General features: G+C 50.7%; 15 protein-coding genes. 5 read left to right on the top strand and 10 right to left on the bottom strand.

Annotation, left to right across the window (positions count from 1 at the left end; all coding sequences use genetic code 11):
• Positions 1 to 41: 41 nt before the first annotated feature.
• The 4 genes from pstC to phoU all read left to right on the top strand — a co-directional run bounded on the left by pstC (position 42) and on the right by phoU (position 3495).
• Entirely contained in the window at positions 42 to 1001 is a 960-nt protein-coding gene (gene pstC, locus D9736_RS12070; RefSeq protein ID WP_000741620.1) for a phosphate ABC transporter permease PstC, read from the top strand.
• Entirely contained in the window at positions 1001 to 1891 is an 891-nt protein-coding gene (gene pstA / locus D9736_RS12065; RefSeq protein WP_001251991.1) for a phosphate ABC transporter permease PstA, read from the top strand. The genes pstC and pstA overlap by 1 nt, the downstream gene beginning before the upstream one ends.
• Before the next feature lie 90 nt (positions 1892 to 1981).
• A complete protein-coding gene (gene pstB, locus D9736_RS12060; protein ID WP_000063126.1) occupies positions 1982 to 2755 on the top strand; it encodes a phosphate ABC transporter ATP-binding protein PstB in 774 nt (257 codons plus the stop codon).
• A gap of 14 nt (positions 2756 to 2769) precedes the next feature.
• Complete coding sequence (phoU, locus tag D9736_RS12055) at positions 2770 to 3495, top strand: phosphate signaling complex protein PhoU (RefSeq protein WP_130258396.1); 726 nt, start codon at positions 2770 to 2772, stop codon at positions 3493 to 3495.
• A 59-nt stretch (positions 3496 to 3554) separates the two neighbouring features.
• On the opposite strand, the gene cbrC is transcribed toward phoU, so the two are convergent.
• Both cbrC and yieH read right to left on the bottom strand, forming a co-directional pair.
• Positions 3555 to 4142 carry a PF03691 family colicin E2 tolerance protein CbrC gene (gene cbrC, locus D9736_RS12050; RefSeq protein WP_130222515.1) on the bottom strand — a complete coding sequence of 196 codons (588 nt, stop codon included), beginning with the start codon at positions 4140 to 4142 and terminating at the stop codon, positions 3555 to 3557.
• A 196-nt stretch (positions 4143 to 4338) separates the two neighbouring features.
• Positions 4339 to 5004: a 6-phosphogluconate phosphatase gene (gene yieH, locus D9736_RS12045; RefSeq protein ID WP_130258395.1), complete on the bottom strand. Its 666-nt coding sequence runs from the start codon at positions 5002 to 5004 to the stop codon at positions 4339 to 4341.
• A gap of 166 nt (positions 5005 to 5170) precedes the next feature.
• Here yieH and adeP point away from each other — a divergent pair, with 166 nt between their 5' ends.
• Positions 5171 to 6508 (top strand): adenine permease AdeP, encoded by a 1338-nt coding sequence (adeP, locus tag D9736_RS12040; RefSeq protein ID WP_064525932.1) that lies wholly within the window; start codon positions 5171 to 5173, stop codon positions 6506 to 6508.
• Between the two features lie 53 nt (positions 6509 to 6561).
• Here adeP and yieF read toward each other — a convergent pair whose 3' ends face one another.
• The 8 genes from yieF to mnmE form a co-directional block, all read right to left on the bottom strand.
• A complete protein-coding gene (yieF, locus tag D9736_RS12035; RefSeq protein ID WP_130215096.1) occupies positions 6562 to 7128 on the bottom strand; it encodes a class I chromate reductase YieF in 567 nt (188 codons plus the stop codon).
• 21 nt (positions 7129 to 7149) lie between these two features.
• On the bottom strand, positions 7150 to 7899 hold the full coding sequence (locus D9736_RS12030) for a 4'-phosphopantetheinyl transferase superfamily protein (protein WP_130258394.1): 750 nt from the start codon (positions 7897 to 7899) through the stop codon (positions 7150 to 7152).
• Positions 7900 to 8054: 155 nt separating this feature from the next.
• Positions 8055 to 9014: an HTH-type transcriptional regulator YidZ gene (gene yidZ, locus D9736_RS12025; protein ID WP_130258393.1), complete on the bottom strand. Its 960-nt coding sequence runs from the start codon at positions 9012 to 9014 to the stop codon at positions 8055 to 8057.
• Positions 8989 to 10164, bottom strand: a complete 1176-nt coding sequence (gene mdtL / locus D9736_RS12020; protein WP_130258392.1) for a multidrug efflux MFS transporter MdtL — start codon at positions 10162 to 10164, stop codon at positions 8989 to 8991. Before mdtL ends, yidZ begins: the two co-directional genes overlap by 26 nt.
• A 134-nt stretch (positions 10165 to 10298) precedes the next feature.
• Entirely contained in the window at positions 10299 to 11546 is a 1248-nt protein-coding gene (gene tnaB, locus D9736_RS12015; RefSeq protein ID WP_130215102.1) for a low affinity tryptophan permease TnaB, read from the bottom strand.
• Between the two features lie 91 nt (positions 11547 to 11637).
• Positions 11638 to 13053 (bottom strand): tryptophanase, encoded by a 1416-nt coding sequence (tnaA, locus tag D9736_RS12010; RefSeq protein WP_130206804.1) that lies wholly within the window; start codon positions 13051 to 13053, stop codon positions 11638 to 11640.
• Positions 13054 to 13275: 222 nt separating this feature from the next.
• Positions 13276 to 13350, bottom strand: coding sequence for a tryptophanase leader peptide (gene tnaC, locus D9736_RS12005; protein WP_127447239.1), 75 nt, complete (start codon positions 13348 to 13350; stop codon positions 13276 to 13278).
• A gap of 242 nt (positions 13351 to 13592) precedes the next feature.
• Positions 13593 to 14957 carry a tRNA uridine-5-carboxymethylaminomethyl(34) synthesis GTPase MnmE gene (mnmE, locus tag D9736_RS12000; RefSeq protein WP_001282361.1) on the bottom strand — a complete coding sequence of 455 codons (1365 nt, stop codon included), beginning with the start codon at positions 14955 to 14957 and terminating at the stop codon, positions 13593 to 13595.
• Positions 14958 to 15035 lie beyond the last annotated feature (78 nt).

The raw sequence follows: 15035 nt of genomic DNA, 5'->3' as shown, positions 1-15035 counted from the left end.
ACAAAATGACTTTGTAAACGCGTTTAACTGAAGAGTAACTTATGGCTGCAACCAAGCCTGCTTTTAACCCACCGGGTAAAAAGGGCGACATAATTTTCAGCGTGCTGGTAAAACTGGCGGCGCTGATTGTGCTATTGATGTTGGGTGGCATTATTGTCTCTCTGATCATCTCCTCCTGGCCGAGCATTCAGAAATTTGGTCTGGCTTTCCTGTGGACCAAAGAGTGGGATGCACCGAACGATATCTACGGGGCGCTGGTGCCGATCTACGGTACGTTGGTAACTTCGTTTATCGCGCTGCTGATCGCCGTCCCGGTGAGTTTCGGTATCGCCCTGTTCCTGACCGAGCTTGCGCCTGGCTGGCTGAAGCGCCCGCTGGGTATCGCCATTGAGCTGCTGGCAGCCATTCCAAGTATCGTTTACGGCATGTGGGGCCTGTTTATCTTCGCGCCGCTGTTTGCTGTTTACTTCCAGGAGCCGGTCGGCAATATCATGTCGAATATCCCGATTGTCGGCGCGCTGTTCTCCGGCCCGGCCTTTGGTATCGGTATCCTCGCAGCAGGCGTGATCCTCGCCATCATGATCATTCCGTACATTGCGGCGGTAATGCGCGATGTGTTCGAACAAACCCCGGTGATGATGAAAGAGTCGGCCTACGGTATTGGCTGCACCACCTGGGAAGTTATCTGGCGTATTGTTCTTCCGTTCACCAAAAATGGGGTAATCGGCGGCATTATGCTGGGTCTGGGGCGCGCGCTCGGTGAAACGATGGCGGTGACCTTTATCATCGGTAACACCTACCAGCTCGACAGCGCCTCGCTGTACATGCCGGGCAACAGTATCACCTCTGCACTGGCCAACGAATTTGCCGAAGCGGAATCCGGTCTGCACGTTGCCGCACTGATGGAACTGGGCCTGATCCTGTTTGTGATTACCTTCATCGTCCTCGCCGCATCGAAGTTTATGATTATGCGCCTGGCTAAGAATGAGGGGGCACGCTAATGGCTATGGTTGAAATGCAAACCACTGCGGCGCTGGCAGAATCCCGCCGCAAAATGCAGGCGCGTCGCCGCCTCAAAAATCGTATTGCACTGACGCTCTCGATGGCGACGATGGCCTTCGGTCTGTTCTGGCTGATCTGGATTTTAATGTCCACCATCACTCGCGGTATCGATGGTATGTCGCTGGCGCTGTTCACTGAAATGACGCCGCCGCCAAATACGGAAGGCGGTGGTCTGGCGAACGCCCTGGCGGGTAGCGGGCTGTTAATTTTGTGGGCCACGGTATTCGGTACGCCGCTGGGCATTATGGCGGGGATTTATCTGGCGGAATATGGTCGTAAATCCTGGCTGGCAGAAGTGATTCGCTTTATTAACGACATTCTGCTCTCCGCGCCGTCGATTGTGGTTGGTCTGTTTGTTTACACCATCGTGGTGGCGCAGATGGAGCACTTCTCCGGCTGGGCGGGTGTGATTGCACTGGCGCTGTTACAGGTGCCGATTGTTATCCGCACCACCGAGAACATGCTGAAACTGGTGCCGGACAGCCTGCGTGAAGCGGCTTATGCGCTGGGTACGCCGAAGTGGAAGATGATCTCCGCGATTACGCTGAAAGCGTCGGTGTCCGGGATTATGACCGGTATCCTGCTGGCGATTGCCCGTATTGCTGGTGAAACCGCGCCGCTGCTGTTTACCGCGCTCTCCAACCAGTTCTGGAGCACGGACATGATGCAACCGATCGCCAACCTGCCGGTAACGATCTTTAAGTTTGCGATGAGTCCGTTTGCGGAATGGCAGCAACTGGCCTGGGCCGGGGTGTTGATCATTACCCTGTGCGTACTGCTGCTGAACATTCTGGCGCGCGTTGTATTTGCGAAGAATAAACACGGTTAACACTTTGCCGGATGCGGCGTGAACGCCTTATCCGGCCTACGGTAAGCCTGATTAGCGAAGTGCATCAGGCACGATGAGGAAAAGATTGCAATGAGTATGGTTGAAACTGCCCCGAGTAAAATTCAGGTTCGTAATTTGAACTTCTACTACGGCAAATTCCATGCCCTGAAAAACATCAACCTGGATATCGCTAAAAACCAGGTTACGGCGTTTATCGGGCCGTCCGGCTGCGGTAAATCGACGCTGCTGCGTACCTTCAACAAAATGTTTGAACTGTATCCAGAGCAGCGCGCGGAAGGTGAAATTCTGCTCGATGGCGACAACATCCTGACCAACACTCAGGATATCGCTCTGCTGCGTGCGAAAGTGGGCATGGTGTTCCAGAAACCGACGCCGTTCCCGATGTCCATTTACGACAACATCGCCTTTGGCGTGCGTCTGTTTGAGAAGCTCTCCCGTGCTGACATGGACGAGCGCGTGCAGTGGGCATTGACCAAAGCCGCATTGTGGAACGAAACCAAAGATAAATTGCACCAGAGCGGTTACTCTCTCTCTGGCGGTCAGCAACAGCGTCTGTGTATTGCGCGTGGTATCGCCATTCGCCCGGAAGTGCTGCTGCTCGACGAACCGTGTTCGGCGCTCGACCCCATCTCTACCGGGCGTATTGAAGAGCTGATCACCGAACTGAAGCAGGATTACACCGTGGTGATTGTAACCCACAACATGCAGCAGGCTGCGCGTTGTTCCGACCACACGGCGTTTATGTATCTGGGCGAATTGATTGAGTTCAGCAACACGGACGATCTGTTCACCAAGCCAGCGAAGAAACAAACAGAAGACTACATCACCGGTCGTTACGGTTGATTCAGGAGTGCGTTATGGACAGTCTCAATCTTAATAAACATATTTCCGGCCAGTTCAACGCCGAACTGGAAAGCATCCGCACGCAGGTGATGACCATGGGCGGCATGGTGGAGCAGCAGCTTTCTGATGCAATCACCGCGATGCACAACCAGGACAGCGATCTGGCGAAGCGGGTCATCGAAGGCGATAAAAACGTCAACATGATGGAAGTGACAATCGATGAAGCCTGCGTGCGCATTATTGCCAAACGTCAGCCGACGGCGAGCGACCTGCGTCTGGTGATGGTGATCAGCAAAACCATTTCCGAACTGGAGCGTATTGGCGACGTGGCGGATAAAATCTGTCGCACTGCACTGGAGAAATTCTCCCAGCAGCATCAGCCGTTGCTGGTAAGCCTGGAATCACTGGGGCGTCACACTATCCAGATGTTGCATGACGTGCTGGACGCGTTTGCGCGCATGGATATTGACGAAGCGGTGCGTATTTATCGTGAAGATAAAAAAGTCGATCAGGAGTACGAAGGTATCGTGCGCCAGCTGATGACTTACATGATGGAAGATTCGCGCACCATTCCGAGCGTACTTACTGCGCTGTTTTGCGCACGTTCAATCGAACGTATCGGCGACCGCTGCCAGAATATCTGCGAATACATCTTCTACTACGTGAAGGGGCAGGATTTCCGTCACGTCGGCGGCGATGAGTTGGATAAATTGCTGGCAGAGAAAGATTCGAAAGCGTAACGCTAAGCGTGCGCTGCACCAGGCACTCTGTCCGGTAAAACTTACCGGACAGAGTAGCATTACGAAAAATCGCCCCACAGTCTCAGCTTGCCGCAGTGGAGACAGCGGAACAGATACCCCTGACAATCACCGCCGTTTTGCAAACATTTAGCTAGATCTGAATTTTTAATACCGAAATTTTCACAATCTTCTTCAAGATTGGCAAATTCATCGAGGCGATCTTTTATCTCATTCCAGCCCACATAGCCGATAAAAGCACAGAAATCGCCACAATGTGCGAGCCAGAATTCCTGCTGCCATCCATGATAACCTGGCGTGCGTTCAACCAACTCTTTCAGCATTTCGTCAGGATATGTGTTCTTAACACCGGCAAATTCGTCCTCTTCATCATACTCAAATTCAACGCCTTCAATGTTTGTATCATCCTGAAAACTACCTGCAAACTTTTCTGCCGCAGAACCGTCCGCAATGCACCACGGACAGAGATATTCAACTTCATCAACACAATAAAAAGGACCAGAGTAATAAACTGACGTCGGTTGTTCACAGCAATCGCACTCTACGGTTTTATCCTGCTTAAATGCGCCTGTTTCCAGTGGTTTTGGATGATATTTGAATAGGGGTAACGGCCTGATATTTTGAGTCATAGAAACATCCTGTCTGCTTTTGAGTAGCTTAAAGATAAAGCATCCCGCTTAGCGTAAAGAGTCTGTTTCAGGATATTAAATACCGAATCCTGGTAGACGCGTGATGCATTACCCGACGTTGAACTGACATATCAAACTCCCTTTGCTTACCTTTGAGCGCCTTGCCGGGCGGGGTAAGTGAAGGGAGTTTGAAGCGTTATGCCGTAATATTCCAGCCTCGTTCCTTCCAGAGCGCAGGTAACTGCGCCAACTCGGTAAAGGTGGTGACTTTCGGATGAACGATCGGCTTATTGTGCGGGTCAGCGCAGAAGTAAAACACTTCCATACCGGCATCGATTCCTGACTGCGCACCGGCGCTGGAGTCATCGACCAGAATGCAGTTTTCAACGTTCACATTCATCGCTTTTGCCGCATGGAACATTAATGCCGGGTCGGGCTTCCAACGCTGAATGTCGTAACCGCTGAACAGTTTTTCCGGGAAATAGTGCAGCATGTTGAGCTTACCAAGCGAATGCTGCATCTTGCTGACCGGGCCGTTAGAGACGACGCACATCGGCACTTTCACACTAGCCAGCAATTCGTTCGCTCCTGCAATCACCTCAAGCTCGCTATCAAACAGGCGCGCCACTTCCGCACGGTAAACGTGTTCGGCATCGGCACGGACCATTTCTACGCCCTGTTCTTTGCTAATGATGTCGATGATTTCGTAGAGTTTTACGCCTTTAAAGCGGGTAAAAATTTCTTCCAGGTCAACGTTAATGCCAAATTCCCTGAACATCGTGACATAGGCTCGAGAGCAAATAACCTCACTGTCGACCAGCGTACCGTCGCAGTCGAAAAATACCGCTTCTATCTGGGACATGTCTTTCCTTTATCGTTAGTTTAACGTTTTCGTCAGGCATATTCGCATGACGCAATCGTTGCCGTATAAGCAAATACAATGAAAAAAAGTTATCTTCAGCCGTCCATATTGTCTCATTTTGGTATACGATAGCGACGTATTTTCCCTCCTTGTTCGGAAATAGATAATGAGTCAACAACACACAACCCAGGCTTCTGGCCAGGGGATGCTGGAACGCGTGTTTAAACTGCGCGAACATGGCACGACGGCACGGACCGAAGTGATCGCCGGTTTTACCACCTTCCTGACGATGGTTTACATCGTTTTTGTTAACCCGCAAATTCTCGGCGTTGCTGGCATGGACACCAGCGCCGTCTTCGTCACCACCTGTCTGATTGCTGCGTTCGGCAGTATTCTGATGGGGCTGTTTGCTAACCTACCAGTCGCGCTGGCACCCGCCATGGGGCTGAACGCATTCTTCGCCTTTGTCGTTGTGCAGGCGATGGGCTTACCGTGGCAGGTCGGGATGGGCGCAATCTTCTGGGGCGCTATTGGTCTGCTGTTACTGACAATCTTCCGCGTTCGCTACTGGATGATTGCCAACATTCCGGTGAGTCTGCGTGTGGGGATCACCAGCGGTATCGGCCTGTTCATCGGCATGATGGGGCTGAAAAACGCAGGTGTGATTGTCGCTAATCCGGAAACGCTGGTGAGTATCGGTAATCTGACTTCTCACAGTGTGCTGCTGGGTATCCTCGGTTTCTTCATCATCGCCATTCTGGCCTCACGTAACATTCACGCAGCGGTGCTGGTTTCTATCGTGGTGACAACGCTACTAGGCTGGATGCTGGGTGATGTGCACTACAACGGCATTGTCTCCGCGCCGCCGAGCGTGATGACCGTGGTGGGGCATGTGGATTTAGCTGGTTCATTCAACCTCGGACTGGCTGGCGTGATTTTCTCTTTCATGCTGGTTAACCTGTTTGACTCCTCCGGTACGCTGATTGGCGTGACTGATAAAGCAGGTCTGGCGGATGAGAAAGGTAAATTCCCGCGCATGAAGCAGGCGCTGTATGTCGACAGTATCTCTTCCGTGACCGGTTCGTTTATCGGTACTTCTTCTGTTACAGCGTATATTGAGTCCTCCTCCGGTGTTTCCGTTGGTGGGCGTACTGGTCTGACGGCAGTGGTTGTTGGTTTGCTGTTCCTGCTGGTTATCTTCCTGTCGCCGCTGGCGGGGATGGTGCCTGGCTACGCCGCGGCTGGCGCGCTCATTTACGTTGGCGTACTGATGACCTCAAGTCTTGCGCGTGTGAAATGGCAGGATCTCACCGAATCCGTTCCGGCGTTTATTACTGCCGTGATGATGCCGTTTAGCTTCTCGATTACCGAAGGTATTGCGCTGGGCTTTATCTCCTACTGCGTGATGAAAATCGGTACAGGCCGTCTGCGCGACCTTAGCCCGTGCGTGATTATCGTGGCGCTGCTGTTTGTGCTGAAAATTGTCTTTATCGACGCCCACTAAAATCGATAGCGCGTTAAAAACCCGCCATGCATGATTGCTGGCGGGTTTTTTATTTAGATCTTAACGCGTTGAATAAACTCGCCAAATGCGGTCAACTGCCCGGTCAGGTGGTCCAGCGTTCCCGGATCAATCACTTCTCCAGTCTGTGGATCGACTTTGTTCTGAATCACGCCGCCCATAAACTCTGGTTTGTTCATTACCATTGCATCCAGGAAGACCAGAATCTGGCGCAGATGATACTGACAGCGTGCGCCGCCAATTACGCCCATTGAGCTGGTCTGAATCAACACCGGTTTACCGGCCAATGGCTGATCGGGCAGGCGGGAAAGCCAGTCGATGGCATTTTTCAGTCCACCCGGCACCGAGTAGTTATATTCCGGCGTCACGATCACCACACCATCCGCCTGACGAATCTGTTCCGCCAGAGCTTCAACCGTTGCTGGAAAACCGTCTTCCTGCTGTACGTCTGCGTCATATAAGGGAATGTCAGCAATAGATGGCAACGCGTTAACTTCCATACCCGCTGGGGCAATTTTCGGCAGGGTACGTGCAACCATGCCATTAAATGAACCTTTGCGCAGGCTTCCCAATAACGTAACCACCTTCAATTTTTCAGACATGATGACTCCTGTGGTTGTCTATCAATTTGGCAAAAATGACTTCACGGTAGAGAGCTGGGCAAAACGCATCATCCGGCTGGTAGGATTATTGGCGCGGCTGTGAATATCCGGCAGGCTTTTCCAGCCTTGCTTGCCATCAAACTCCCAGACATTGAGCTTTTCAATCGCTGGGCTGACCGCCACGGACCATACCAGCACTTCCTCTGCGTCGCATATCGCTTCTACATGATTTACATGGGCACATTTCAGGCGTCCCGCAATGGGCATCAACTGCAGATTTCGCGGGTCGTCATTCAAAACATCACCGGTAAGTTTTAGCACGCTTCGGCGCAGCGTGATGAGCTGCGCTCGCGCTTCGTTAGGATCGTTTTGCTTACTGATCCATAGTGATTCATTGCTGGAAAAAGCATGGTTATCGGGCGCGTGAGGGCTATGAAACCCACGAGTCGCGCGCTGTAGTTCCATATCGAGGCCACATTCACCTTCAGTTGTTAATGCCACTCCGACCATGTTTCCGGCATAGGCTATTGAAAATGATGGTAAATTTCTATCGTGGAAAACCGGCTTTCCTTTTGCCTGGGTGACGATTTCCGGCAATTCACTAATGCCGTACAGCAAGAACATCAGTTCTGCGAGTAAACCTCTGGACGCCAGGAAACGACTTTGACGATGAGGGGGAAGATTTAGGGCTTCTTGATGACACTGGGAGGGTAGACGAACAGATATCAGGTGTCCTTCCGTTAAAATCCCTCGGGCAAAGTGAGTCGCCATTTTTCGCTCCATGCTTAATGGTCCATTATGAATACAGAGTAATCATTTACTGAAATTATGGACAGACTAAAGCGGCGAAAAGTTCGATTCAGACAAATTTATTACATGTTTTTTACATTTTATCGCGAAATATGGTCGCGTTTTATACGATTTAATTATGTCATCGAGGCGTAAAGATTTTTAATGGTTTCCCGTAACCAGACGATCTTCGGGTTATGGCTGTTCCGTTTGTGCCACAGCAGAGTAAACGGCACTTCCAGCTTTTTTTGCTGGATTTCGTCAAACGGGAGAGGGAGTGCAACCAGTGGCAGCTGGTGGAGTTGGTTGTAATACTGACAGTAGCGCGGTGCGGTCGCCAGTAGCAAATTGTCTGGCTGCGCCGCCATAAACAGTGACTGCTCGAATTCCGGCAGACTCATGGCAATCGTGCGTTCGCGCCCTGATTCCTGCAACACATTGTCCAGCGCCCAGGTATCGCTCTGTTCCCAGCAAATGCTGATATGTGGATAACGTAAAAAAGTATCCAGATCCCATTCTTCACGCAGCGCCGGATGATCTTTGCGCAACCAGACGCACGGTAAGTCTGTAAATAATACGTCATAATCAATAGACAACGGCAGAAGACTAAGCTGTTCTCGCGAGCGAGGGTGGCTTTCTCGTCCGGTAAAACCGATATCCACTTCGCCACGAATAATTGCATCCAACGAGTCATAATCCCAGTTGCGCAGTTTAATCGTCGCCTGTGGGTAACGCTGGTAAATATGTTTCGACAGCGCATTAAACATAATCATCATCAGCGGCGATTCTGCTGCCAGCTCAAACTTCAGACCACGTGGCGTTTGGTGGTGCGGTTTATCCAGCAGCAGATTGCTCATTTGCATCCACTCCGCCAGATTTTGCTCCATGCTGACCATCAGCGGCGTTGGCGTCAGGCCCAGCGGTGAGTTCACAAAGAGCAGGTCATCAAACCATATCCGAAGCTTTGCCAGAGATTTGCTCACCGCCGAAGGCGTCACGTTCATCCGCTTCGCCGCTTTGGTCACGCTGCGCTCCTGCATCAGCAGTTGCAGGCAGAGCAGCAAATTCAGATCAAGTGTGGTGATGGATTTCTTCATGAGCGGTAACGGGGCGTCCAGGCGCGACGAGCATAATCAGCAACAGGCTCACTATGCTACAGGCAATCAGAATCCCGATCAGCATATTCCATGCGCCTACGCCGACTACCGCCGCTAGCCAAATCCACAGTGATGAACCGCAAACCTGTGCAATGCCTAATGTCGAACTGGCTACGCCCGCGCGTAATGAAAACGGCCCTAACGCCTGACTCATTGCCACGCCGAATCCCACTGAAAAACCAGCGCAAATCAATGTGATGCCAAACAGCGAAACAGCATGGGAAGGCGAAACTGCAAGAATGATTCCCGCCGCCAGAAATAACACCTGCGAGGTGATCATCAACGTACGTGGCTTAAAAATCCCCAACGCAAATGGCGTGGAGAATGATACGGTCATGCTAACACCTGCGGTCAACGCCATAATGGTGGCGTATTCTCCGCGCGCAAAGCCCATGATTTCCATCATCAATACTGGCGACGTATTCACGAAGGTAAGTATGACTGAGACGCTGAGGGTGGTGATAAGCACTCGGCTGAGGAAAAAGCGGTTAAGCAACGACTCGGTATTTTCTCGTGTTTTGCCCGAAGCGGCAGGTGCCGCAGGGCGGGTTTCTTTTAAAATAAACAATGACAACACGAGTACCGCGACACCCATCAGCGCCATTACCCAGAACAGGCTCTGCCACGGGAACTTAAGCATAATCAGGTGGCCAAGCACTGGCGCTAACACCGGAATGATGCAAGTAATGCCGTTGAGTAATGACAGCACTTTTGCCCGACGTCGATCGTCCAGCGTGTCGCGTAAAATCGCGAATGCCACCACATAACAACAGCCCGCGCCGAGTCCCTGCAGAAAGCGTCCTGCAAGAAATAACGCGCTGGTTTCAGCCAGTGAACAGAGCACAGAGGCGATAATAAATAGCGCCGCGCCGGGGATGGCGACAGGTTTTCTCCCTGAACGGTCGGCCACTTTCCCGGCAAATAACATTGCTGCTGCCATCCCCGCAAGGTAAACGGAGAACGCAATATGCAACTGCGCTTCGCTGGCATTGAGATCGGTGGCGATGCGCGGTAAGCCGACCAGGTACATATCAATACCTGCGGGATAGAGTAAAACCAGAGCAAAACTACAAATTAAAAAGCGGGACATGGGATAAAGCGTCCTGACGGGAAGGTGACGCAAAGCATACGTGGTGAAGGAGAATCAGGCGAGTTGCCATTTGGACAAAAGAGATTTCCTTTCAGGCAAGAAGCCAGCGAATGACCGCTGGCTTCTTTAAGGGCTTAGCCAAATTTAGGTAACACGTTAAATACGTTGCCGAACCAGCACAAAATCACGGTGATACCAAAGAGAATGACAATCGCCGGAATAAGATTGCCGCCCCAGACCGTAAATATCTGATTGGGAAACTTCTTGCGAGCTTTGATTGCCAGCACCGCGGGGATAATGACCGCCCAGATGGTGGCGCACAGTCCGGCACCGCCAATCCCGTAAATAAAGCCATTCGGGAAGACGAGATACAACAAAGCGGGTGGCAGGAAGGTTAACAGCACGGTTTTGAAACGTCCGCCGTGGGAGTTATCAATCTTAAACAGATCCGCCAGGTAATCGAACAGCCCAAGCGTGACGCCAAAGAACGAACTGGCGACAGCTAAGTTGGAGAACACCAGCAGGCAAAATTCGATAATGCCATGCTGTTTGGTGCCGAGGAACGTTTTTACCAGTGAATCAACGTTGCCGCCCGAGGAGATAATCGCTTTAAAACTTTCTCGCGAGATATTCCCCATCGTGCAATAAAGCCAGAAGAGATAAATCACCAGTGCCAGCAGCGAGCCGAAAACTACGCTTTTGATTAGTTTATCTTTCTTTTTGCCATAGCAAATAATCAGACTGGGAATATTGCCGTGGAAACCAAATGACGCCAGACACACCGGCAAAGCCATAAAGATATACGGGAAGTAAGACGTCCCCGCAGTCGTGCTGGTGGAATCGCGCAGAATGGAATAATCGACCTGGAAGAAGAAAGAACCAAACACGATCACAAAGGAGATAATCTTCAGCCCGAGGAACAACGAGGTAATACGACTGGCGGCTAAAGAGCTTATCCACAATACGCTGGCAACGAAAATGGCCGTACAGATCCCGACAATGCGTGGATTAGCGTGATAGCCCAAATTCATCGATATCGTTTCGCTAATGATTGCGCCGTTAGCAGAGATATAAGCATAAGTGAGAATATAGAGAACGAAGGCAACGGTAATACCGCTAATAATGTTCCAGGTGTTGCCAATTAAATCTTTGGTGATGGTGTTAAAACTGGAGCCGACGGGATAATTTAAGTTCGCTTCTAATAATAATAGGCCTGAATGTAACATTGAAAACCAGGCGATAATAAGAATAAAAGCGCCCCAAAAAAACCAGGCACCGGCAAGGTCAACAGGTAAAGCAAACATCCCACCGCCAATTACTGTACCGGCTATAACCATAACACCCCAAAATGCAGAGTGCTTTTTTTCTGATTGATCAGTCATGATGCCACCTTTAGAGGAAGGCTATTTTTGTTATTGAGGGTGTAGGGGAAATAGAGTGGCTAACATCCTTATAGCCACTCTGTAGTGTTAATTAAACTTCTTTCAGTTTTGCGGTGAAGTGACGCAATACTTTTGGTTCGTAGGTAAAGGTTAATCCTTTAATATTTGTCGCGTTCTCTTTCACATGTTTGAAGGCTTCAATAATGAAGTCCATATGTGTTTGGGTATATGTTGCGCGTGGAATGGTTAAACGCAGCAGTTCTGCCGGGCAAGGCAGTTGTTTACCGGTTTTCGGATCGCGACCTAACAGGAAGGAACCAATTTCTACCGCACGGATACCGGCGACTTTATACAATTCGCACGCCAGTGCCTGTGCCGGGAATTGATCTGCCGGGATATGTGGCAACAGTTTACCGGCATCAACGAACGCCGCATGACCGCCCGCCTGCTGGCATACTACGCCAATCTCTTCCAGACCATCGACCAGATACTGCACCTGCGCAATACGATAAGCCAGCCAGTCATGGTTCATGCCGTCATACAGACCCACCGCCAGACGCTCCATCGCACCGCCTTCCAGACCACCATAAGTCGGGAAGCCTTCCTGCACTACGCACAGCGTTCTGCATTCGGTGTAGACATCGAAGAAGCTGTCGTCTTTCACGCACAGCAGGCCGCCCATCGGTACCATCGCATCTTTCTTGGCGGACATCGCCAGCATATCGGCATATTTATAGGTTTCGCGAGTGATCTGCTCGATAGTCCAGTCTTTATATTCCGCTTCACGCTGTTTGATGAAATAGGCGTTTTCGGCAAAGCGCGCGGAGTCCATCACTACCGGAATATCGTATTTCTTCGCAATGCTGTACATCGCTTTCATATTTGCCAGTGAAACCGGCTGGCCACCTGCGGAGTTGCTGGTAATGGTCGCAACGATATACGGCACGTTATTCGGGCCAACTTCTTCAATACCGCGTTCTAATCCTTCGAGGTCAAAGTTGCCTTTAAAGTCGTAACGTACGCCAGTATCGAAGGCTTCTTTGATATAGACGTTACGCACGGTACAGCCGTTAATCTGGCTATGGCCCTGAGTGGTATCGAAGAAATAGTTAGAGAACGCCACCATTTTGCTGCGATCCAGACCTTTTTCCTGCTCGCGTTTTTTAATCAGTACTGGAATATAGATTTGCTCTGCGCCACGGCCCTGGTGGGTCGGAATAGTGTATTGATAACCAAAGATATTTTTTACTGATTCGGCTAACGCATAGTAGCTGCGGCTGCCACTGTAGGCTTCGTCGCCGCGCATCATCGCTGCTTGCATACTTTGGGTTACCGCCCCGGTGCCGCTGTCGGTCAGTAAATCGATAAACACATCTTCGCTATCCAGCAGGAACGGGTTCATACCAGATTTAATAATCGCTTCTTCACGGTAAGCGCGAGTCGTACGTTTTACTGGCTCAATAACACGAATGCGGAACGGTTCAGGGAGATGTTTAAAGTTTTCCATTGCATAATCCTTCATTTATTTTAATTACAGTGATCCCTGTGAATATTGCGTCTGCAATAACCATTAATTCACCATAATTATGTATACGAGTACATTTATTTAGACGAGCAAATAGATAAAGCAATAATGGCTTGTCTAAAAGGTAAAATTAAGGCATGGCAAACTAATAGATCACATTGAATCTAATTGGTTTGACTCTGGTGATAGCTACAGAAGGGCAAATTAAGGGCGGTGATCGACAATCCTGTTGTCAATATTGAACCACTTTGAGGTCACACATATATGTAAGATATTCATAATGCACTTATCCTCGAAAGACATGTTGCTACACTATTACATTAAGATTTTTATATCTATTCCTAAGTTTATTAAATGTGAATCGAATCACAATCGTTCGAGATGCATTATTAAATGTTTTTTTCAGAAAAATACGCTGCATTAAAATTTTAATCTTTATAAGATGAATTGATTAATAAAAAGAATGCAAACAGGAAAACAAAGCCGCATCCTGACTACCAGATGCGGCTTCGTAAGTGCGGTTACTTACCGATACAGAAGCTGGAGAAAATCCGCCCCAGTAGGTCGTCAGAGGTAAACTCCCCGGTAATCTCGCTCAAGTTCTGCTGCGCCAGGCGCAGCTCTTCCGCCAGCAATTCGCCAGCCCATGCGCCCAACAGCTGTGCTTTACCTTGCTGCAAATGCTCCGCCGCCTGTTCCAGCGCCTGTAGGTGACGACGGCGCGCCAGGAAGCCGCCTTCCATGTTGGTGTCAAAGCCCATGCTCTGTTTGAGATGGTTACGCAGCACGTCCACACCTTCACCAGTTCTTGCCGAGAGACGAATTAACGCGTGACCGTTCACTTCGCTCATTCCCAGCGTTTCGCCGGTGATATCGGCTTTATTGCGCACCACGGTGATCGGTAGTTTCGCAGGCAGACGGGCGATAAATTCCGGCCAGATCTCTGCCGGATCAACAGCGTCTGTCGTGGTGCCATCGACCATAAACAGCACGCGGTCGGCCTGTTCAATTTCCTGCCACGCGCGCTCGATACCAATACGTTCCACTTCGTCACTGGCCTCACGTAGCCCGGCGGTATCGATGATATGCAGCGGCATTCCGTCAATGTGGATATGCTCACGCAGCACGTCACGCGTGGTTCCTGCGATATCGGTTACGATTGCTGCTTCACGGCCCGCCAGCGCGTTTAACAGGCTCGATTTACCGGCGTTAGGACGTCCGGCAATCACCACTTTCATCCCTTCGCGCAACAAACTACCCTGACGAGCTTCGGCGCGCACAGCATCAAGATCGGCAATTACATCATTGAGCTGGGCTTCAATTTTGCCGTCGGAGAGGAAATCGATCTCTTCATCGGGGAAATCAATTGCCGCTTCGACGTAAATGCGCAAGTGGGTGAGGGCTTCCACCAGATGGTTGACCCGTGCGGAGAATGCGCCTTGCAGCGAGTTAAGTGCCGAACGGGCTGCCTGTTCCGAACTGGCATCGATAAGATCGGCAATCGCCTCGGCCTGGGCTAAGTCGAGTTTATCGTTAAGAAACGCGCGTTCGGAAAACTCACCCGGTCGGGCAATCCGCAGGCCGGGAATGGTCAGAATACGTTTTAACAGCAGGTCGAGGATCACCGGACCGCCATGACCCTGCAGTTCCAGCACATCTTCGCCGGTGAACGAGTTCGGGCCAGGGAACCATAGCGCAATCCCCTGATCGAGCACGCTGCCGTCGGCGTCTTTAAACGGAAGATAATCGGCGTAGCGCGGCTTAGGCAGTTTACCCAGCACGGTTTCGGCAACTTCACGGGCTTTGAGGCCGGAGATGCGCAGGATGCCAACGCCGCCACGTCCCGGAGGCGTGGCCTGGGCTACGATAGTGTCATTATCGCTCATGATGTTCCTGTTGCTTTGTGTGGCGGATGCGCGGCGCTTATCCGCCCTACGAAAAGAAAAAAGGCGGTCAACTGACCG

It is taken from the genome of Escherichia sp. E10V10 (genome assembly GCF_004211985.1).
In the GTDB taxonomy this organism is placed as follows: Bacteria; Pseudomonadota; Gammaproteobacteria; order Enterobacterales; family Enterobacteriaceae; genus Escherichia.
This window is presented reverse-complemented; position numbering and strand designations above follow the sequence as displayed.

Coding starts and splice junctions, on each gene's coding strand:
- pstC (WP_000741620.1), top strand. CDS start 42: ATGGCTGCAACCAAGCCTGCTTTTAACCCACCGGGTAAAAAGGGCGAC.
- pstA (WP_001251991.1), top strand. CDS start 1,001: ATGGCTATGGTTGAAATGCAAACCACTGCGGCGCTGGCAGAATCCCGC.
- pstB (WP_000063126.1), top strand. CDS start 1,982: ATGAGTATGGTTGAAACTGCCCCGAGTAAAATTCAGGTTCGTAATTTG.
- phoU (WP_130258396.1), top strand. CDS start 2,770: ATGGACAGTCTCAATCTTAATAAACATATTTCCGGCCAGTTCAACGCC.
- cbrC (WP_130222515.1), bottom strand. CDS start 4,142: ATGACTCAAAATATCAGGCCGTTACCCCTATTCAAATATCATCCAAAA.
- yieH (WP_130258395.1), bottom strand. CDS start 5,004: ATGTCCCAGATAGAAGCGGTATTTTTCGACTGCGACGGTACGCTGGTC.
- adeP (WP_064525932.1), top strand. CDS start 5,171: ATGAGTCAACAACACACAACCCAGGCTTCTGGCCAGGGGATGCTGGAA.
- yieF (WP_130215096.1), bottom strand. CDS start 7,128: ATGTCTGAAAAATTGAAGGTGGTTACGTTATTGGGAAGCCTGCGCAAA.
- D9736_RS12030 (WP_130258394.1), bottom strand. CDS start 7,899: ATGGCGACTCACTTTGCCCGAGGGATTTTAACGGAAGGACACCTGATA.
- yidZ (WP_130258393.1), bottom strand. CDS start 9,014: ATGAAGAAATCCATCACCACACTTGATCTGAATTTGCTGCTCTGCCTG.
- mdtL (WP_130258392.1), bottom strand. CDS start 10,164: ATGTCCCGCTTTTTAATTTGTAGTTTTGCTCTGGTTTTACTCTATCCC.
- tnaB (WP_130215102.1), bottom strand. CDS start 11,546: ATGACTGATCAATCAGAAAAAAAGCACTCTGCATTTTGGGGTGTTATG.
- tnaA (WP_130206804.1), bottom strand. CDS start 13,053: ATGGAAAACTTTAAACATCTCCCTGAACCGTTCCGCATTCGTGTTATT.
- mnmE (WP_001282361.1), bottom strand. CDS start 14,957: ATGAGCGATAATGACACTATCGTAGCCCAGGCCACGCCTCCGGGACGT.